The following is a 14,783-nucleotide window of genomic DNA, read 5'->3' as shown; positions in this document are numbered from 1 at the left end:
CGGCATCCTCAGATGCGGCACTCGAAGCTGGCGGCCTTTTCAGGATCGCCACGGCCGGTGTATCGGGCCACCTGGGGATAGGCGCACAGCGGACGCTCGCGGCCCGGCCACGGCGAGGCCGGACCGGCGGTGGCGATGATCTGGTCCGGCGCCTTGCCCGACTCCACCCATGCCACCAGCGCGCCAAAGGCGTCGTAGTTGTCGGTGGCCGGGCCGCCCATGCAGTGGCACATGCCCGGCACCGGGAACACCCGCACGAAGCTGGCTGCCTTGCCTTTGGCGCGGGCGTCCACTTCACGGTACCAGCTCAGCGTGTCGTTGAGCGAGAACACCGCGTCGGAATCGCCGTGCGGCACGATCAGGCGGCCGCCGCGACGCTGGAACGCCGACAAGTCCGGCGAGCGCGCGCCGACGTCCTGCCAGCCCGAGCGCTTGAAGACGGCGTTGACGGCGTAGATCCTGGCGGCGTCGCGGTCGAAGTCGAAGGCGCTCTGGAAATCGGCGGCGGCCTGGTCGCCATCCGGCAACACGCTAGGTGGCGTGGTGAACACCGAGGCCAGCGAACGCGCGCCCAGCGTGACGTTCAGGGCCGTCATGTTGGGGAAGCCGGTCTTCCACAGGCGCCAGCCCGGGTCCGAGATGCCGGGCGCCCAGCCCCAGTCGCTATACAGCGCGCGTCCCTTGGCGTCGCGCGGTCCCTGGCGCGAGCGCTGGAGGGCGGCGATCTGGGCCGACGACAGACAGCCCTCGGCCTTGTCCTGCTGACACAAACGGGCGCGCAGCTGCGGCAGCACTTTGTCGTCGGTGCAGCGGGTGAAGTCGCCGACGATGCCGTCCTCCAGGCCGTCGTCCTTGTCGCAGGCGGCCAGGATGGCGTTGCGCACCAGCCCATAGTCGCCCACGCTGAAGGCCTGGTGCAGGCGGCTCACGTCAAAACCGGTGGCGCCAGGCGCCTTGACCAGTTCACCGAACACCTGCGTATCCCAGGCCTCCGCCAGCGCCGCGCGCGGCAGCGAGAAACCGGGCGCCGCCGCCACGATGCCGTCAAACTCCTCCGGATAGCGCTGGGCGAATACCATGCCCTCCTGCCCGCCCTTGGAACAGCCGACGAAGAAGGAGTAGCGCGGCTTCTGCCCGTAGTACTGCGCCAGCACTTCCTTGCCGGTCTGCGCGGTCAGCTTCAGCGACAGGTCGCCGTAGTTGGAGCGCGCCAGCGGATCGAAGCCGAACGCCAGCGGACCGTTGTAGGCCGGATCGGTATTGGTGGCATTGTCGTGACCGGAATCCTGGGTCAGCACCGCGTAGCCCAGCGCCAGCGCCGGCGGCAGGCTGGGGCCGACCTGGCCCACCGCGTCGCCCACCTCGCCGTTGCTGCCGCCGCCACCCTGGAAGAAGAAGCGCTGGTTCCACGCCACCGGCAGCCGCATGTGGAAGCGGATCGCGTATTTGGCGCCACGCACGCCGGTGCGTTCTTGCAGCACGCCAAACACTTCGCAGTGGTCGGGCAGCGACACCGTGCGCCCCGGGCCGCCCGGATTGGGCGGGAACACCAGCGGGCCGGCCGCCACGAAACGGCTGGACACCAGCCGCACCGAGCGCTCGCTGAACTTCAACGCGCGCGACTGGAAGTTGTTGCAGTTAGCCTCGGCCGCATCGGCCGGCGCGGCCTGGCTGTGCGCCGGCGCCACCCAGGACAGGCCGAGCAGGAGCGCGGCCAGGGTCCAGCAGGCCCTGAGATGCCGCAGCACCCGCGCGGCAAGTTGGGAATACATAACAGATCCGGCGGCTTGCCGGGCGGTGTGCTGCGTCATCATCAGAACTCCTTATTCAAGCGGAAGCCGAACTCGCGCGGGGCGCCGTAGAACAGACTGGTTCCCGATCCGCCCGCCACATAACGCTTGTCGGCCAGGTTGTTGACGAACAACTCGGCGGTCCAGTCGTCATGGCGCAGCGTGAGCAGCGCGGACATCAGATTGCGCGCGGCCACGTGCGAGTTCGGTTGGTAGGTGGCATAAAAGTAACTATCGCCAATATGCGAGAAGTTCAGGCGCGGCGTCAAGCTGGTGCCGTTTTCAAACGCGAACTTGTAGTCGATGCCCAGGTTGTAGGTCAGCTTGGGCGACATCAGGTTGGGGCCGCCCTGGTTGGCATAGATGTAGGGACCATAGTTGAAGCAGATGGGCGGATTGGATGGCGTACCCGCCGCGCATTGCGGGCCGAGCAGGCCGGCCGGCAGCGACAGCACGTCCACCAGGCTGATGGCGCCCATTTTCGAATCGACGTAGGCGAAGCCGGCGTTGATGCCAAAGCCGTTCAGCTTGGCCTGGATCTGGCCTTCGATGCCCTTGATGGTCGACGGCGGCAGGTTGGCCGGGTTGTTCTGGCCGGTGGCGGTGTCGAGGAAGTCCAGCTGGAAGTTCTTGTAATCGTTGTAGAACACATCCAGCTGGGTGCGGACGCGCCCTTCGGCCATGGTCGACTTCCAGCCCAACTCGTAGTTCATCACCGTTTCGGGATCGAACTTGGTGGTGGCGGAATTGGCGTTGCCAGGCTTGTAGCCGCGCGCGGCGAACGCGTACAGCAGGTTGTTGCGGTCGGTCTTCCAGTTCAGCGCCAGCTTGCCGGTCGGTTTGCTGTCCTCGTAGGCGGCGGTCAGGTCCGCCACTTGCAGACCGCCGGCCGGGAATACCGGCAAGCCGCGGCCGATGAACACCCCGCCCTCGCCGGTGGCCTTGAAGGTCGAGCGGCGCAGGCCGAATTGCAGCTCCAGGTCGTCGGTCAGCTTGTAGCCGGTTTGCGCGAACAGGCCGGTCACGCGTTTTTTATTCTTGCCATCGACATTCACCTGCGGGCCGGCGCTGGTTTGCAGGATGGTCACGTCGATGGTGTTCTGCTGGAAGTAGGCGCCCAGTATCCAGTTGAAGCGGCCGGTGGTCGGCGAGATCAGGTTGAATTCCTGCGAGCTCTCGCGCTCGCGCACGATCTGGTCCATGTAGTTGCTCAGGCGCGCGCTCATGTCCTGGTCGTAGCCGGCGCTGATCTTCTTGTCCTGGTAGCCGCTCAGGGAGCGCAGCACCACGCCGTTGTCCAGCTCGTATTTCAGTTCGAGCGAGTTCATCAGGCCTCGCTCGTTGAAGCGGGTCGGGCTGTTGTAGTCGAGGTCGAACACGCCGCCGCTGGCGCCGAAATCGTTGGCGCTGCCCGGCACCGGCTTGCCCACCACCCCGCCGCTCTTGCGTTCCACGTCATCGATCTTGAGCAGGGCCTGGAATTTGCCCGGCTTCCACAGCAGGCCGAAACGGCCGGCGTTCTCGTCCAGCTTGCCCGGCGTGTTGTGATAGACGCCGTGATCGGTGTAGTAGCTGTCGCGGGTGCGGTGGTTGCCGGCCAGGCGGATCGCCAGCGTGTCCGACAGCGGCACATTGATGGCGCCCTGGAGATTGCGCGCGTTGTAGCTGCCGAAGCCCGCTTCGGCATACCCCTCCATCCCGCTCAGCCGGGGATTCTGGGTGGTGATCAGCACCGCGCCGCCGGTCGAGCTATTGCCCACCAGCGTGCCTTGCGGGCCACGCAGGATTTCGACATTGGCGATATCGTAGTAACTGGCCGCGCTCACCAGCGGCGGCTGGAACAGGCCGTCCACATAGGTGGCCACGCCGTTGGCCACATTCGGCGAACCGCTGGCCAGGCCGATGCCGCGGATGTTCACCGACGACACCAGGCCGGCGTCGACCACCGTCAGCGCCGGCGACGCCGTTTGCAGGTCGGCCAGCCGCACCACCGACTGGGCCTTGAGCTGGTCGCCGCTCAGCACCGTGGTGGCGATCGGAATGTCCTGCACCTTGGTGGCGCGGCGCTGGCTGGTGACCACCACCTCGGGTATCGCCTGATCCTTGACGGCCGCCGCCGGCGCCGGCTCTGGCTGCTGCTCGTCCGCGTTATCGGCCAGGGTCGCGGCCGTGGCAAACGAACCGTAGGCCATGTTCAGCGCCAGGTTCAGCGCCAGCAGAGGGGCCGAATAGCTCCAGTTACACTTTTTCATATCGTCTCCGTTCTTGTCGTTATGTCACGGCTTCATTAATTCAACATTAACGTGCCTTAATGAAATATAACACCGGCTTAATTTCGCGCAAATGCTTTGTCGCTTCGCTCGAAAATTAATCACGTTGGTGATCGCAATGGCATAAGCATTCATTTATTGTTAAACTTGATCCATGCATATCCTTCTGGCCGAAGACGACACCATCCTTGCCGACGCGCTGGGCGCGCAGTTGCGCGGCGCCGGCTATACCGTCGAACACGCACCGAACGGCCCGGTCGCCGAATACCTGCTGCTGCGGCACAGCTTTGACGTGGCGATCCTGGACCTCGGCCTGCCCATGATGGATGGCCTGAGCGTGCTGCGGCAACTGCGCGCCGTCAACCAGCAGATGCCGGTGATCATCCTCACCGCGCAGGATGGCCTGGACAGCCGCGTGGCCGGACTCAACGCCGGCGCCGACGACTACATCACCAAGCCCTTCGACTTCCCTGAACTGGAGGCGCGCGTGCGCGCGCTGGCGCGCCGCGCCAAGGCCGGCACCGCCTCGTCCGAGCTGGGTTTCGGCCAGTTGTTCTTCGATCCCAAAACCCGCCGCGCCAGCGTGGCCGGCGAGCTGATTGAACTGAGCCCGCGCGAGTGGACGCTGCTGGAATTGCTGTTGCTGAACCGCGACAACGTGGTCACCAAGGAACAGATCGTCCAGGCCTGGACCAGCGATGGCAGCGACCTCGGCGCCGGCAATGCCATCGAGGTCTACATCCACCGCCTGCGGCGCCGGCTGGAGCACTCCGAGGTCGACATCCGCACCGTGCGCGGCCTGGGCTATCTGCTTGAAGCGGCCGGCCGGGCCGTCCCCCGCGCGGGCTGAACGCCCATGGTGTCCCTGCACCGCAAATTGCTGTTGTGGCTGCTGCTGCCGCAGCTGGTGCTGTGGCTGGCGGGCGGGGTCGCCACCTTTCGCCTGGCGGCCAGCTACGCCAACCAGGCCATCGACACCGGCCTGGCCCAGGCCTCGCGCTCCCTGCTGCGCCAGGTCAAACCCATCGACCAAGGCTTGCTGATCGACTTTCCGCGCGCCGCCCAGGACGTGCTGGAGGCCGACCCCAGGGACCGGCTGATGTACACGGTCAGCACGCCGCCGGGAAAATTCATCCTTGGCAACCGCAACCTGCCGCCGCCCGACATCAGCCGCTACCAGTTCGACCAGCCCTACTTCTACGACCGCGTCATTGCACCCGAGCCCGGCAGCACGGAGGCGCCCAAGCGCATGCGCATCGCCGCCCTGTATGTGGCGTATGGCGACAACGCATCGCCACGCCAGACCATGCTGGTGCAGGTCGCCCGCAGCAGCGCCAACCGCGAGGAACTGGCGCACGCCATCCTGGCCGACACCCTGCTGCCGCTGTCGATCCTGGTCATCCTGATGACGCTGATCGTCTGGGCCGGCATCCGCGCCGGGCTGGCGCCGCTGGCGCGCCTGCGGCGCGAAGTGGAACGCCGCGCGCCCGACGACCTGACGCCGGTGCAGCTGGCGCTGGCGCCGGCGGAACTGCAATCGCTGGCCGCCGCGCTGAATCATTTGCTGGCGGCGGTGCAGCACCAGATCGGCGCGCAACAGCGCTTCATCAGCGACGCCGCCCACCAGCTGCGCACGCCGCTGGCCGGCCTGAAGAGCCAGACCTTGCTCGCGCTGGAAGCCGCCACCGATGACGAGCAGCGCCGCCGCCTGGCGCTGGTGCACCAGAGCGCGGCGCGCAGCGCCCACCTGGTGGCGCAATTATTAACCCTGGCCAGCGCCGAGCCGCGCCCCACCCAGGCGCCACAGGAACAATTCGACTTGCGCCGCGCCGCGCAGGAATGGGTCGCCCAGTTGGTGCCGCGCGCGCTGCGGGCCGGCGCCGACCTCGGTTTCGACGACGCCGGCGACGACGCCTTGCCAGTGCGAGGCAACGCCCTGCTGTTGCGCGAAGCCCTGACCAATCTGATCGACAACGCCATCCAGTACGCCGGCCAGGGCGCCGTGATTACGGTGCAAACGCGCCGCCAGCCCCCGCACGCGCTGCTGATCGTCGAAGACAATGGCCCGGGCATCGCGGCGGCGGACCGCGAGCGCGTGTTCGAGCGCTTCGTGCGCGCCACCTATGACGGCGACGGCTGCGGCCTGGGACTGGCGATCGTGAAGGAAATCGTCGAACGCCAGCATGGCGGCGTCACTCTCGCCGACGCCCAGCCGCATGGCCTACGGGTGACCATCCGCTTGCCGCTGGCGCCGGCCGACGGCAGCGATGGAGACGCCGCATGAGCGCCCTGCAAGCGCGCCGCACCCTGTGCGCCGTGGGCGCCGCCCTGGCCTGCCTGGCCGCGCCCGCCCCGGCCGCCGGCGGCGAGATCGAGGTGCTGCATTTCTGGACCAGCGATGGCGAAACCGGCGCCCTGGCCAAACTCAAGGCCAGCTTGCGCCAGCAGGGCCATACCTGGCGCGACTTCACGGTCAATAACGGCGGCAATGGCCTGGCCATGACCATGCTGCGGTCGCGGGTAGCCTCGGATAACCCGCCAACCGCCGCCCAGATCAAGGGCATCGCCATCCAGGAATGGGCGCGCAGCGGCAAGCTGGCCGGGATCGACGAAGTGGCGCGGGCCGACCAATGGGACCAGTTGTTACCGCGGAGCGTGAGCGCCACCATGAAATACCAGGGCCGCTATGTCGCCGCGCCGATGAACGTGCATCGCGTCAATTGGCTATGGATCAATGCCGAAGTGCTGAAGAAAGCCAACGCCAAAGTGCCCACCACCTGGGACGAGTTCTTTGCCGTGGCCGAGGCGATCAGGCAGGCCGGAGTGATCCCGGTGGCCTACGTGGGCCAGTCCTGGCTCAACCTGGGACGTTTGAAAATGTCGCGCTGGCGGTGGGTGGCGAAGACTTTTACCGGCGCGCCTTCGTCGAACTCGATCCGGCGGCGTTCACCAGCCCGTCCATGGAAAAGGCGCTGGAAACCTACAAGCGCATCAAGCGCTACACCGATCCGCAGGCGGCCGAGCGCGACTGGATCAGCGCCACCACCATGGTGGCCAAGGGCACGGCCGGCATGCAGCTGATGGGCGACTGGGCCAAGGCCGAGATCCAGGCCGCCGGCAAGCGGCCGGGGATCGACGTGCTGTGCGCGCCGGCGCCGGGCACGGCCCAGGCCTTCACCTTCAATATCGATTCCTTCGTCATGTTCCAGGTCAGCAAGGACAAGCAGGCGGCCCAGCGCGACTTGGTGCGCGCCGTCATGAGCAAGGAATTTCAGGAAAACTTCAACCTGGCCAAGGGCTCGATTCCGGTCCGGCTGGATGTGCCAATGGACCGCTTCGACGAATGCGGCAAGCGTTCCAGCCATGACTTCAAGCGCAGCGCCAGCCGCGGCAGCCTGATGCCCAGCCTGCTCAACGGCAGCTTGCCGTCGCCGGTGGTGAGCGCCATCTCCGACGTCATCAGCCAGTTCTGGCACCAGGATGCGATGAGTCCGGCGGAGACCATGGCCCGGCTGGCGGCCATCGCCGCCAAAGCCGCCCCGGCCGGCCGCCAGCGGCCCTGAATCAATCATTAATATGATTATCAAACATTAACGATCATGTTAATCTTTCCCCTTTGAAATCACATTCAGGGGAAAGCATGAGACCAGAACACCCGCTGCGCGCTTGCCGCAGCATGAGCGTGGCGCTAGCGCTGTGCCTGACGGCGACCGCCGCAGCGGCCGCGCCGCCGCAGCGTCCCTGGATGGATGCCCGGCTGTCGCCGGACGCGCGCGCCGGGCTGCTGGAACGCGAACTCACCATGGACGAGAAACTGAGCCTGGTGCACAGCCCGATGGCGCTGGATTTCGGCCCGTTCAGCAAACCGGCCGGCGCGCTGTCCTCGGCCGGCTACGTCACCGGCATCCCGCGCCTGGGCCTGCCCGCGCTCCAGCAAAGCGACGCCAGCCTAGGCGTGACCAATCCGGGCGGCGCGCGGCCCGGCGACGTCGCCACCGCGCTGCCGTCCGGCCTGGCGCTGGCCGCCAGCTGGAACCCGGCGCTGGCGCGCGCGGCCGGCGCGGCCATCGGCCAGGAAGCCCATGCCAAGGGCTTCAATGTGCTGCTGGCCGGCGGCGCCAACCTGACGCGCGACCCGCGCGCCGGCCGCAACTTCGAATACCTGGGCGAAGACCCGCTGCTGACCGGCGTGATGGCCGGCGCATCGATCGCCGGCGTCCAGAGCGCCCACGTGATCTCGACCGTCAAGCACTTCGCCCTGAACGCCTACGAAACCTCGCGCAACACCCACAACGCCGTGATCGCCGAAGCGCCGTTCCGCGAGAGCGATCTGCTGGCCTTCCAGATCGCCATCGAGCGCGGCCAGCCCGGCTCCGTCATGTGCGCCTACAACAAGGTCAATGCCGATTACGCCTGCGAGAGCGTGCCGCTGCTGGGCAAGGTGCTCAAGGACGACTGGGGCTACCCGGGCTGGGTGATGTCCGACTGGGGCGCGGTACATTCGCTGGATGCGGTCAAGGTGCTGGACCACCAGTCGGGCGAGCAGCTCGACAAGGAAGTGTATTTCGGCGCGCCGCTGAAAAACGCGCTGGCCGCCGGCAGCGTGGCGCCGGCGCGCATCTCGGACATGGTGCGGCGCGTACTGCGTTCGATGTTTGCGCACGGACTGTTCGAGCACCCCGCCGGCGGCGGCCAGATCGATTATGAGTCCCACGGCAAGATCGCGCGCCAGGCTGCGGCCGAAGGCATGGTCCTGCTGCGCAACGAAGGCGCGATGCTGCCGTTGCGGGCCGATATCAAGCGCATCGCCGTCATCGGCGGCAACGCCAGCATCGGCGTGCTGTCGGGCGCGGGCTCGTCGCAGGTCACGCCGCACGGCGCGCCGCCGATGGTCCAACCGATGGGCGGCAACACGCCGTTTGACGCCCTGTTCCGCCGCATCTCCTGGTTCGGCCCCGGCCCGCTGGACGCCATTCGCGCACGCGCGCCCAAGGCCGAGATCATTTTCGACGACGGCCGCTATCCGGCATCGGCCGCTGCGGCGGCACGCCGCGCCGACGTGGTGGTGGTGTTCGGCACCCAATGGAACAGCGAGAACGAAGACGTGCCCGACCTCAGCCTGCCGCAAGGCCAGGACGCCATGATCGCGGCGGTGACGGCCGCCAATCCGCGCACGGTGGTGGTGCTGGAAACCGGCAATCCGGTGCAGATGCCGTGGCTGGCCCAGAGCGCCGCCGTGCTGCAAGCGTGGTATCCCGGCCAGCAAGGCGCGGAGGCCATTGCCGATGTGCTGTTCGGCCAGGTCAACCCTTCCGGCCATCTGCCGATGACCTTCCCGCAATCGGTGGCCCAGTTGCCGCGCCCCGCCCTGCCGGGCGCCGGCCTGGCGCCGGACAGCCAGTACGACATCCTGTTCAACGAAGGCGCCGACGTCGGCTACCGCTGGTTCGCCAGGACCGGCGCGCAGCCCTTGTTCCCGTTCGGTTTCGGCCTGTCGTACACCAGCTTCGCGCTATCGGATTTGCAGGTGAGCGGCGGCGACACGCTGACCGTCAGCTTCAACCTGAAGAACACCGGCGCGCGCGCCGGCGCCGAGGTGCCGCAGGTGTACTTGCGCTCGGCGGCCGGGCAGCCGCTGGCGCGCCTGATCGGCTGGGACAAGGTGCAGCTGGCGCCCGGCGAGCAGAAGCGCGTCAGCGTCACCGCCGATCCGCGCCTGCTGGCCAGCTACGACACGGCCGCGCACGGCTGGAAGATCGCGGCCGGCGAATACCAGGTGAGCGTCGGCCAGCACGCCGGCGACAGCGCCCTGCTCGGCGGCGCCAGACTGGCCGCCCGGCGCATCAAGCCCTGAGCGGCGGCGGCCATGCAATCCGAAGACCACGGCGATGCCGAATTCATGCGCTCGCTGGCGCGCGGCATGCACGTGTTGCAGGCGCTGTGCGATGCGCGGCAGCCGCAAAGCATCGCCATGCTCAGCGCCCGCACCGGCCTCTCGCGCGCGGCGGTCAGGCGCTGCCTGTACACCTTGCGCCAGCTGGGATATGTGGTCGGCGAACTGCATGCGCACACGCCGGCGCCGCAGATACGGGCGCTGGGCCATGCCTACCGCTCGTCGACACCGCTGGCGCTCAAGGCCCAGCCCTTGCTCGACAAGCTGGGCCAGGCCTTGCAACAAGCCTGCTCGGTGGCCGTGCTCAATGAGGATGACATCATCTGCGTGGCCAACACCAACACGTCGCGCGCGGTATCGATGTCGCTGAGCGCCGGCAGTTGCCTGCCGGCCTATTGCAGCGCGCTCGGCCGGGTCATGCTGGCGCACCTGCCGGCCGCGCAACTGGACAGCTACCTCGGCCGCACCAGCCTGGCCGCGATGACCGGGCAGACCGTGGTGTCGCCAACGGCGCTGCGCGAAGTGCTGGCGGAAGTCAGGCGCTGCGGCCATGCGCTCAACGACGAGGAGCTGGAAATCGGCTTGCGCGCGATCGCGGTACCGGTATGGTCAGCGGCTTGCGATGAGGTGGTGGCGGCGTTGAACGTGGCAGTGCAGGCCAGCCAGGTCAGCGTCGATCAATTGCACCGGCGGTTCCTGCCGGCGCTGCGGGAAACCGCGCGCGAGCTATCTGCATTGCTGTGATGGATTGCGCCAGGTTTTTCTTGAATCGACGAACACCGCCACGTCCGCTTACGGCCGGCCGACCACGATACCCCTGCCCGCCGTGCTCATGTACACCACGCCAAAGGTGTTCATGTCGCCCACCACGAAGCGGCCGTTGCCCGGGCCGCCGAACTGGTGGGCGTTGTCGTTGATGCGGGTCCAGCTGTTGCCGCTGTCGGTGGAGCGGTACAGGCCGATCACGTTATTGATGGTGCCCCAGATGAAGACGGTGGGATAGGTCGCGCCGCTGGCCGCCTTGCCGAAGCCCACCGCGCCGCAATACGTGATGCCGGCCACCTTGCTGAACTGCCAGCCCGAGCTGGTGGTGCGCGCCAGGCCGCCGCCATACAGCGGCACCCAGATATCGCCCTCGGCGCCGGGCGCGGCGCGTATCGCGTCGCTGCCGCCGGTGGCCAGGGTGGAGAACTTCCAGAACGAGGCGCCGCTGTCGGTGCTGATCATGAAGCCGCCGTCGGCCGGGTTGTACACGTAGAACTTGGTGGCGTTCACCGGGTCCGCCACCGGCCGCGCGTTGTTCACGCTCAGCCCCCCGACGGTCGACCAGCTGGCGCCCATGTTGGTGGAGCGGTACATGGTACTGGCGTTTTCCGGATTGTGCAGCAGCACGGTGCCGGCGGCCGACAGGGCGACCTGCCCCTTGCTGCCGTTCATGGTGGCCAGATTCCAGTTGGTGCCGCCATTGCCGGAGGTGTACATCTGGTTGCCGACCCGCACCGCCAGGTTGCTGTTGCTGGCGGCCACCGCCAGGCCGGTGGTGGTGCCCATCTGCGGCGAGTACATCGGGTTGGTGTAGGTGGCGATGTTGTAATGCTGGAAGCCGTCATAGTCGCCGATGGCCGACAGCAGCGGACCGCCGGCGATGCTGTGGATGTTCAGCGGCACCGTCTCTTCCAGCCCCTTGACGGTGAAAGTCCAGGTGGTCGGCACCGCGTCGATATTGCTGGTCTTGAAGATGCCATTGCCCGAGGTGACCCACACGGCCTTGCTGTTGAACGGATCGAACACCGCCGTGCCGGCCCAGTGGATGGCGTGGCCGGCCACCCATGGGACGCCGCCGTTATCCTTGACGAAACCGCGCGCGATCACATCGGTCCAGTTGGCGCCGCCGTTGGTAGAGATGAAGATGCGGTCGCCGTAGCTGTCGCCCTGCGCCTGATACTGATTGATGGTGGTGGCCACCAGGCGCTGGCTGTTGGCGGAGTCGACGCTGATGCCGCTGAAGGCCGCCGTCACCCCGGCAGGCGTGACATTGGCCCAGCTGTTGCCGGCCAAGTTGTACTTCCAGATCTGGCCATTGCTCATCGGCTCCGGTTGGGTGCTGCTGCCGTGCGGGCCGGCGCCGTTGGCGTAGGTGATGTAGAGATTGCCGGCGCCGTCGAATGCGGCGCGCTGCGGCATCAGGCCCGACGGGCTGCCGGAGACGGCGCTGAAGGAAGCGCCAGCGTTATCGCTGCGGTACAGGTTGGCCCCCACCGAGCCGAAGCGCGACACGCCCACCAGCAAGCGTTGCGCCACGCCGCCGCTGACGCTGGCCGGGTCCGCCATCACGAAGCTGATACCGTTCTCGTTGGGCGTGGTGGTGACGCTCAGCGCGTTCAGACGGGTCCAGGTGGCGCCGGAATTGCTGCTCTTGAACAGGCCGTTGGCGCGGGTGCCGACATACAGCACGTTGCTGGAGCCCGGGTCCACCACCAGCCGCTCGCCGTTCTGCCGGCCCATGCCGTTGCCGTTGGCCTTGAACTGGCTGGTGACCTCGGTCACGGTGAAGCTTTGCCCGTAGTTGCTGGAGCGCAGAATGGCAGTCTTGCCGCCGTTAAAATAGCTGATGCCGACCAGCAGATAGACGTTGGCCGCGTTCTTCGGATCGACCGCCAGCGAGTCCACCCCCAGATAGCCGACCTGGTCTTCCGCGACAAAGTCCGTCAGCGGCAGCCAGCGGCCGTTGCCGTTGTCCCAGCGATAGGCGCCGCCGACGTCGGTGCGGGCATACACCACGCCCGCCTCGGTCTTGCTGGGGATGACGGCGGAAACAAAGCCGCCGCCGCCCATGGCGACGTTGTCCCAGGTGTAGGCGGCCGCCGGCGGCGCGGCGATGGTGAGGACGCCAAGCGCGGCCAGCGTGCATGACGCCAGCCGCATGAACATTGCCTTGATCAGTTGCATATGTCTCGTCTCCTTTTGCGTTGTATTTCCGGTCGAGGCCGGCGCTCGGACGATTGTGCCCATGCTTTCCGAACGCAGGCAATTACGAAAATCGCCTAAACCGGCAACGAAATTTCACACACCCGCGCAGCAACACAGCTGTGCGTCATCGCAACAATCAAGCGCCGGAAGCCGCCGTATCACTTGCGCCAACACCAATCGGATATTATCAAGAAATAAATTACTATCGATTCCATTAGAATAATTAACTTCAACTATATTCATCCGGCACGTACATTGGCGATTCCAGTTACACAACAATTAAGGGAGCCAACATGACTCAACATACCCGGATTACCGCGTCCTTACTGATACTGCTCGGCGTCGGCGCCGCCAGCGCGGAAGTGATGACCGATCTCACTCGCGACAATGGCGCGCCGGTGGGCGACAACCAGAACTCGCAAACCGCCGGGCCGAACGGTCCGGTGCTGTTGCAGGACGTACAACTGATCCAGAAGCTGCAACGCTTCGACCGTGAGCGCGTGCCCGAGCGCGTGGTCCACGCGCGCGGCACCGGCGCCTATGGCGTATTCGTCGCCAGCAAGGATATTTCGGGACTGACCCGCGCGGCGGTGTTCCGTCCAGGCGAGGAAACGCCGGTGTTCGTCCGGTTTTCCAGCGTGATCCACGGTAACCACTCGCCGGAAACCTTGCGCGACCCGCGCGGCTTCGGCACCAAGTTCTATACTCGCGAAGGCAACTGGGACCTGGTCGGCAACAATCTGCCGGTGTTCTTCATCCGCGACGCGATCAAATTCCCGGACATGGTCCATTCGCTGAAACCGGCCCCGGACAGCAATATCCAGGACCCCAACCGCTTCTTCGACTTTTTCTCGCACCAGCCGGAAGCGACCCACATGCTGACCCGGGTGTACTCGGACTTCGGCACGCCGGCCTCGTACCGCGAAATGGACGGCAACAGCGTCCACGCCTATAAGTTCGTCAACGCCCAAGGACAGTACAGCTACGTGAAGTTCCACTGGAAAAGCCTGCAAGGCCAGCGCAACCTGAGCGCCAAGGAGGCCGAGGCCATCCAGGCCAAGGACTTCAATCACATGACGCGCGATCTGATCGCCGCCATCAACAAGGGCGACTTCCCGAAATGGGACCTGTATGTGCAGGTGCTGCAACCGGCCGAGATGGCATCCATGGCGATCGATCCGCTGGACGCCACCAAGATCTGGCCCAATGTGCCGGAGGTCAAGGTCGGCACCATGACGCTGAACCGCAATCCTGACAACGTGTTCCTGGAAACCGAGCAGTCGGCGCTGGCGCCGTCCAACCTGGTGCCGGGCATCGAACCGTCCGAAGACCGCTTGCTGCAAGGCCGTATCTTCTCGTATGCCGACACCCAGTTGCACCGGGTCGGCACCAATGGCTTGCAGTTGCCGGTGAACCGCCCGCGCCAGGCGGCGGTGAACTACAACCAGGACGGCGCCCAGAACCCGGGCGCGCGCAAGGGCGACGTCAACTATCAGCCGAGCGAGCGCGCCGCGGTGGCCGACAACGGCCAGTACAAGTACAGCCAGTTGCCGCTGACGGGCGCCACCCAGCAGCAAGGCATCGCGCGCACGCAGAACTTCCAGCAGGCCGGCGAGTTCTATCGTTCCCTCGGCAAGTCCCAGCAGGCCAACCTGATCAGCAATCTGGCCGGCGACCTGGGCCAGGTCAAGGACGAGAACATCAAGTACACCATGCTGTCCTACTTCCAGAAGGCCGACGCCGGCTACGGCAAGGCCCTGGCGCAGGCGCTGAAAGCGGACACCGGCCGCGTTGAAGCGTTGGCGGCGGCGCTACGCGACTAAGCGCAATCCGGGCAGGCGCGACGGCACCGCCGTCCGC

10 protein-coding genes are annotated in these 14,783 nt (G+C 66.5%); 7 read left to right on the top strand and 3 right to left on the bottom strand.

Going from position 1 to position 14,783, the window contains the following annotated elements; genetic code table 11:
* Positions 1 to 8 precede the first annotated feature (8 nt).
* Positions 9 to 1,814: a tannase/feruloyl esterase family alpha/beta hydrolase gene (locus GM676_RS05285; protein WP_211923157.1), complete on the bottom strand. Its 1,806-nt coding sequence runs from the start codon at positions 1,812 to 1,814 to the stop codon at positions 9 to 11.
* Positions 1,814 to 4,042, bottom strand: coding sequence for a TonB-dependent receptor (locus tag GM676_RS05280; protein WP_155462340.1), 2,229 nt, complete (start codon positions 4,040 to 4,042; stop codon positions 1,814 to 1,816). Before GM676_RS05280 ends, GM676_RS05285 begins: the two co-directional genes overlap by 1 nt.
* A 172-nt stretch (positions 4,043 to 4,214) precedes the next feature.
* On the opposite strand from GM676_RS05280, the gene GM676_RS05275 reads away from it, so the two are divergent.
* The 6 genes from GM676_RS05275 to GM676_RS05255 all read left to right on the top strand — a co-directional run bounded on the left by GM676_RS05275 (position 4,215) and on the right by GM676_RS05255 (position 10,697).
* Positions 4,215 to 4,910, top strand: coding sequence for a response regulator transcription factor (locus GM676_RS05275; protein WP_155462339.1), 696 nt, complete (start codon positions 4,215 to 4,217; stop codon positions 4,908 to 4,910).
* A 6-nt stretch (positions 4,911 to 4,916) separates the two neighbouring features.
* Positions 4,917 to 6,344: a sensor histidine kinase gene (locus GM676_RS05270; protein WP_155462338.1), complete on the top strand. Its 1,428-nt coding sequence runs from the start codon at positions 4,917 to 4,919 to the stop codon at positions 6,342 to 6,344.
* Positions 6,341 to 7,141: an ABC transporter substrate-binding protein gene (locus tag GM676_RS32745; RefSeq protein WP_308936676.1), complete on the top strand. Its 801-nt coding sequence runs from the start codon at positions 6,341 to 6,343 to the stop codon at positions 7,139 to 7,141. The genes GM676_RS05270 and GM676_RS32745 overlap by 4 nt, the downstream gene beginning before the upstream one ends.
* A complete protein-coding gene (locus tag GM676_RS32740) occupies positions 7,033 to 7,623 on the top strand; it encodes an extracellular solute-binding protein (protein ID WP_308936678.1) in 591 nt (196 codons plus the stop codon). The genes GM676_RS32745 and GM676_RS32740 overlap by 109 nt, the downstream gene beginning before the upstream one ends.
* Before the next feature lie 77 nt (positions 7,624 to 7,700).
* Positions 7,701 to 9,914 (top strand): beta-glucosidase, encoded by a 2,214-nt coding sequence (locus GM676_RS05260; RefSeq protein WP_155462337.1) that lies wholly within the window; start codon positions 7,701 to 7,703, stop codon positions 9,912 to 9,914.
* Positions 9,915 to 9,926: 12 nt separating this feature from the next.
* Positions 9,927 to 10,697, top strand: a complete 771-nt coding sequence (locus GM676_RS05255) for an IclR family transcriptional regulator domain-containing protein (protein ID WP_155462336.1) — start codon at positions 9,927 to 9,929, stop codon at positions 10,695 to 10,697.
* 48 nt (positions 10,698 to 10,745) lie between these two features.
* On the opposite strand, the gene GM676_RS05250 is transcribed toward GM676_RS05255, so the two are convergent.
* A complete protein-coding gene (locus GM676_RS05250) occupies positions 10,746 to 12,902 on the bottom strand; it encodes an exo-alpha-sialidase (RefSeq protein WP_155462335.1) in 2,157 nt (718 codons plus the stop codon).
* 386 nt (positions 12,903 to 13,288) lie between these two features.
* Between GM676_RS05250 and GM676_RS05245 the strand changes: the two genes are divergently transcribed.
* Entirely contained in the window at positions 13,289 to 14,746 is a 1,458-nt protein-coding gene (locus GM676_RS05245; protein ID WP_229262556.1) for a catalase, read from the top strand.
* The last annotated feature ends 37 nt before the right edge of the window (positions 14,747 to 14,783 follow it).

The organism is Duganella radicis (assembly GCF_009720825.1).
In the GTDB taxonomy this organism is placed as follows: Bacteria; Pseudomonadota; Gammaproteobacteria; order Burkholderiales; family Burkholderiaceae_D; genus Rugamonas; species Rugamonas radicis.
This window is presented reverse-complemented; position numbering and strand designations above follow the sequence as displayed.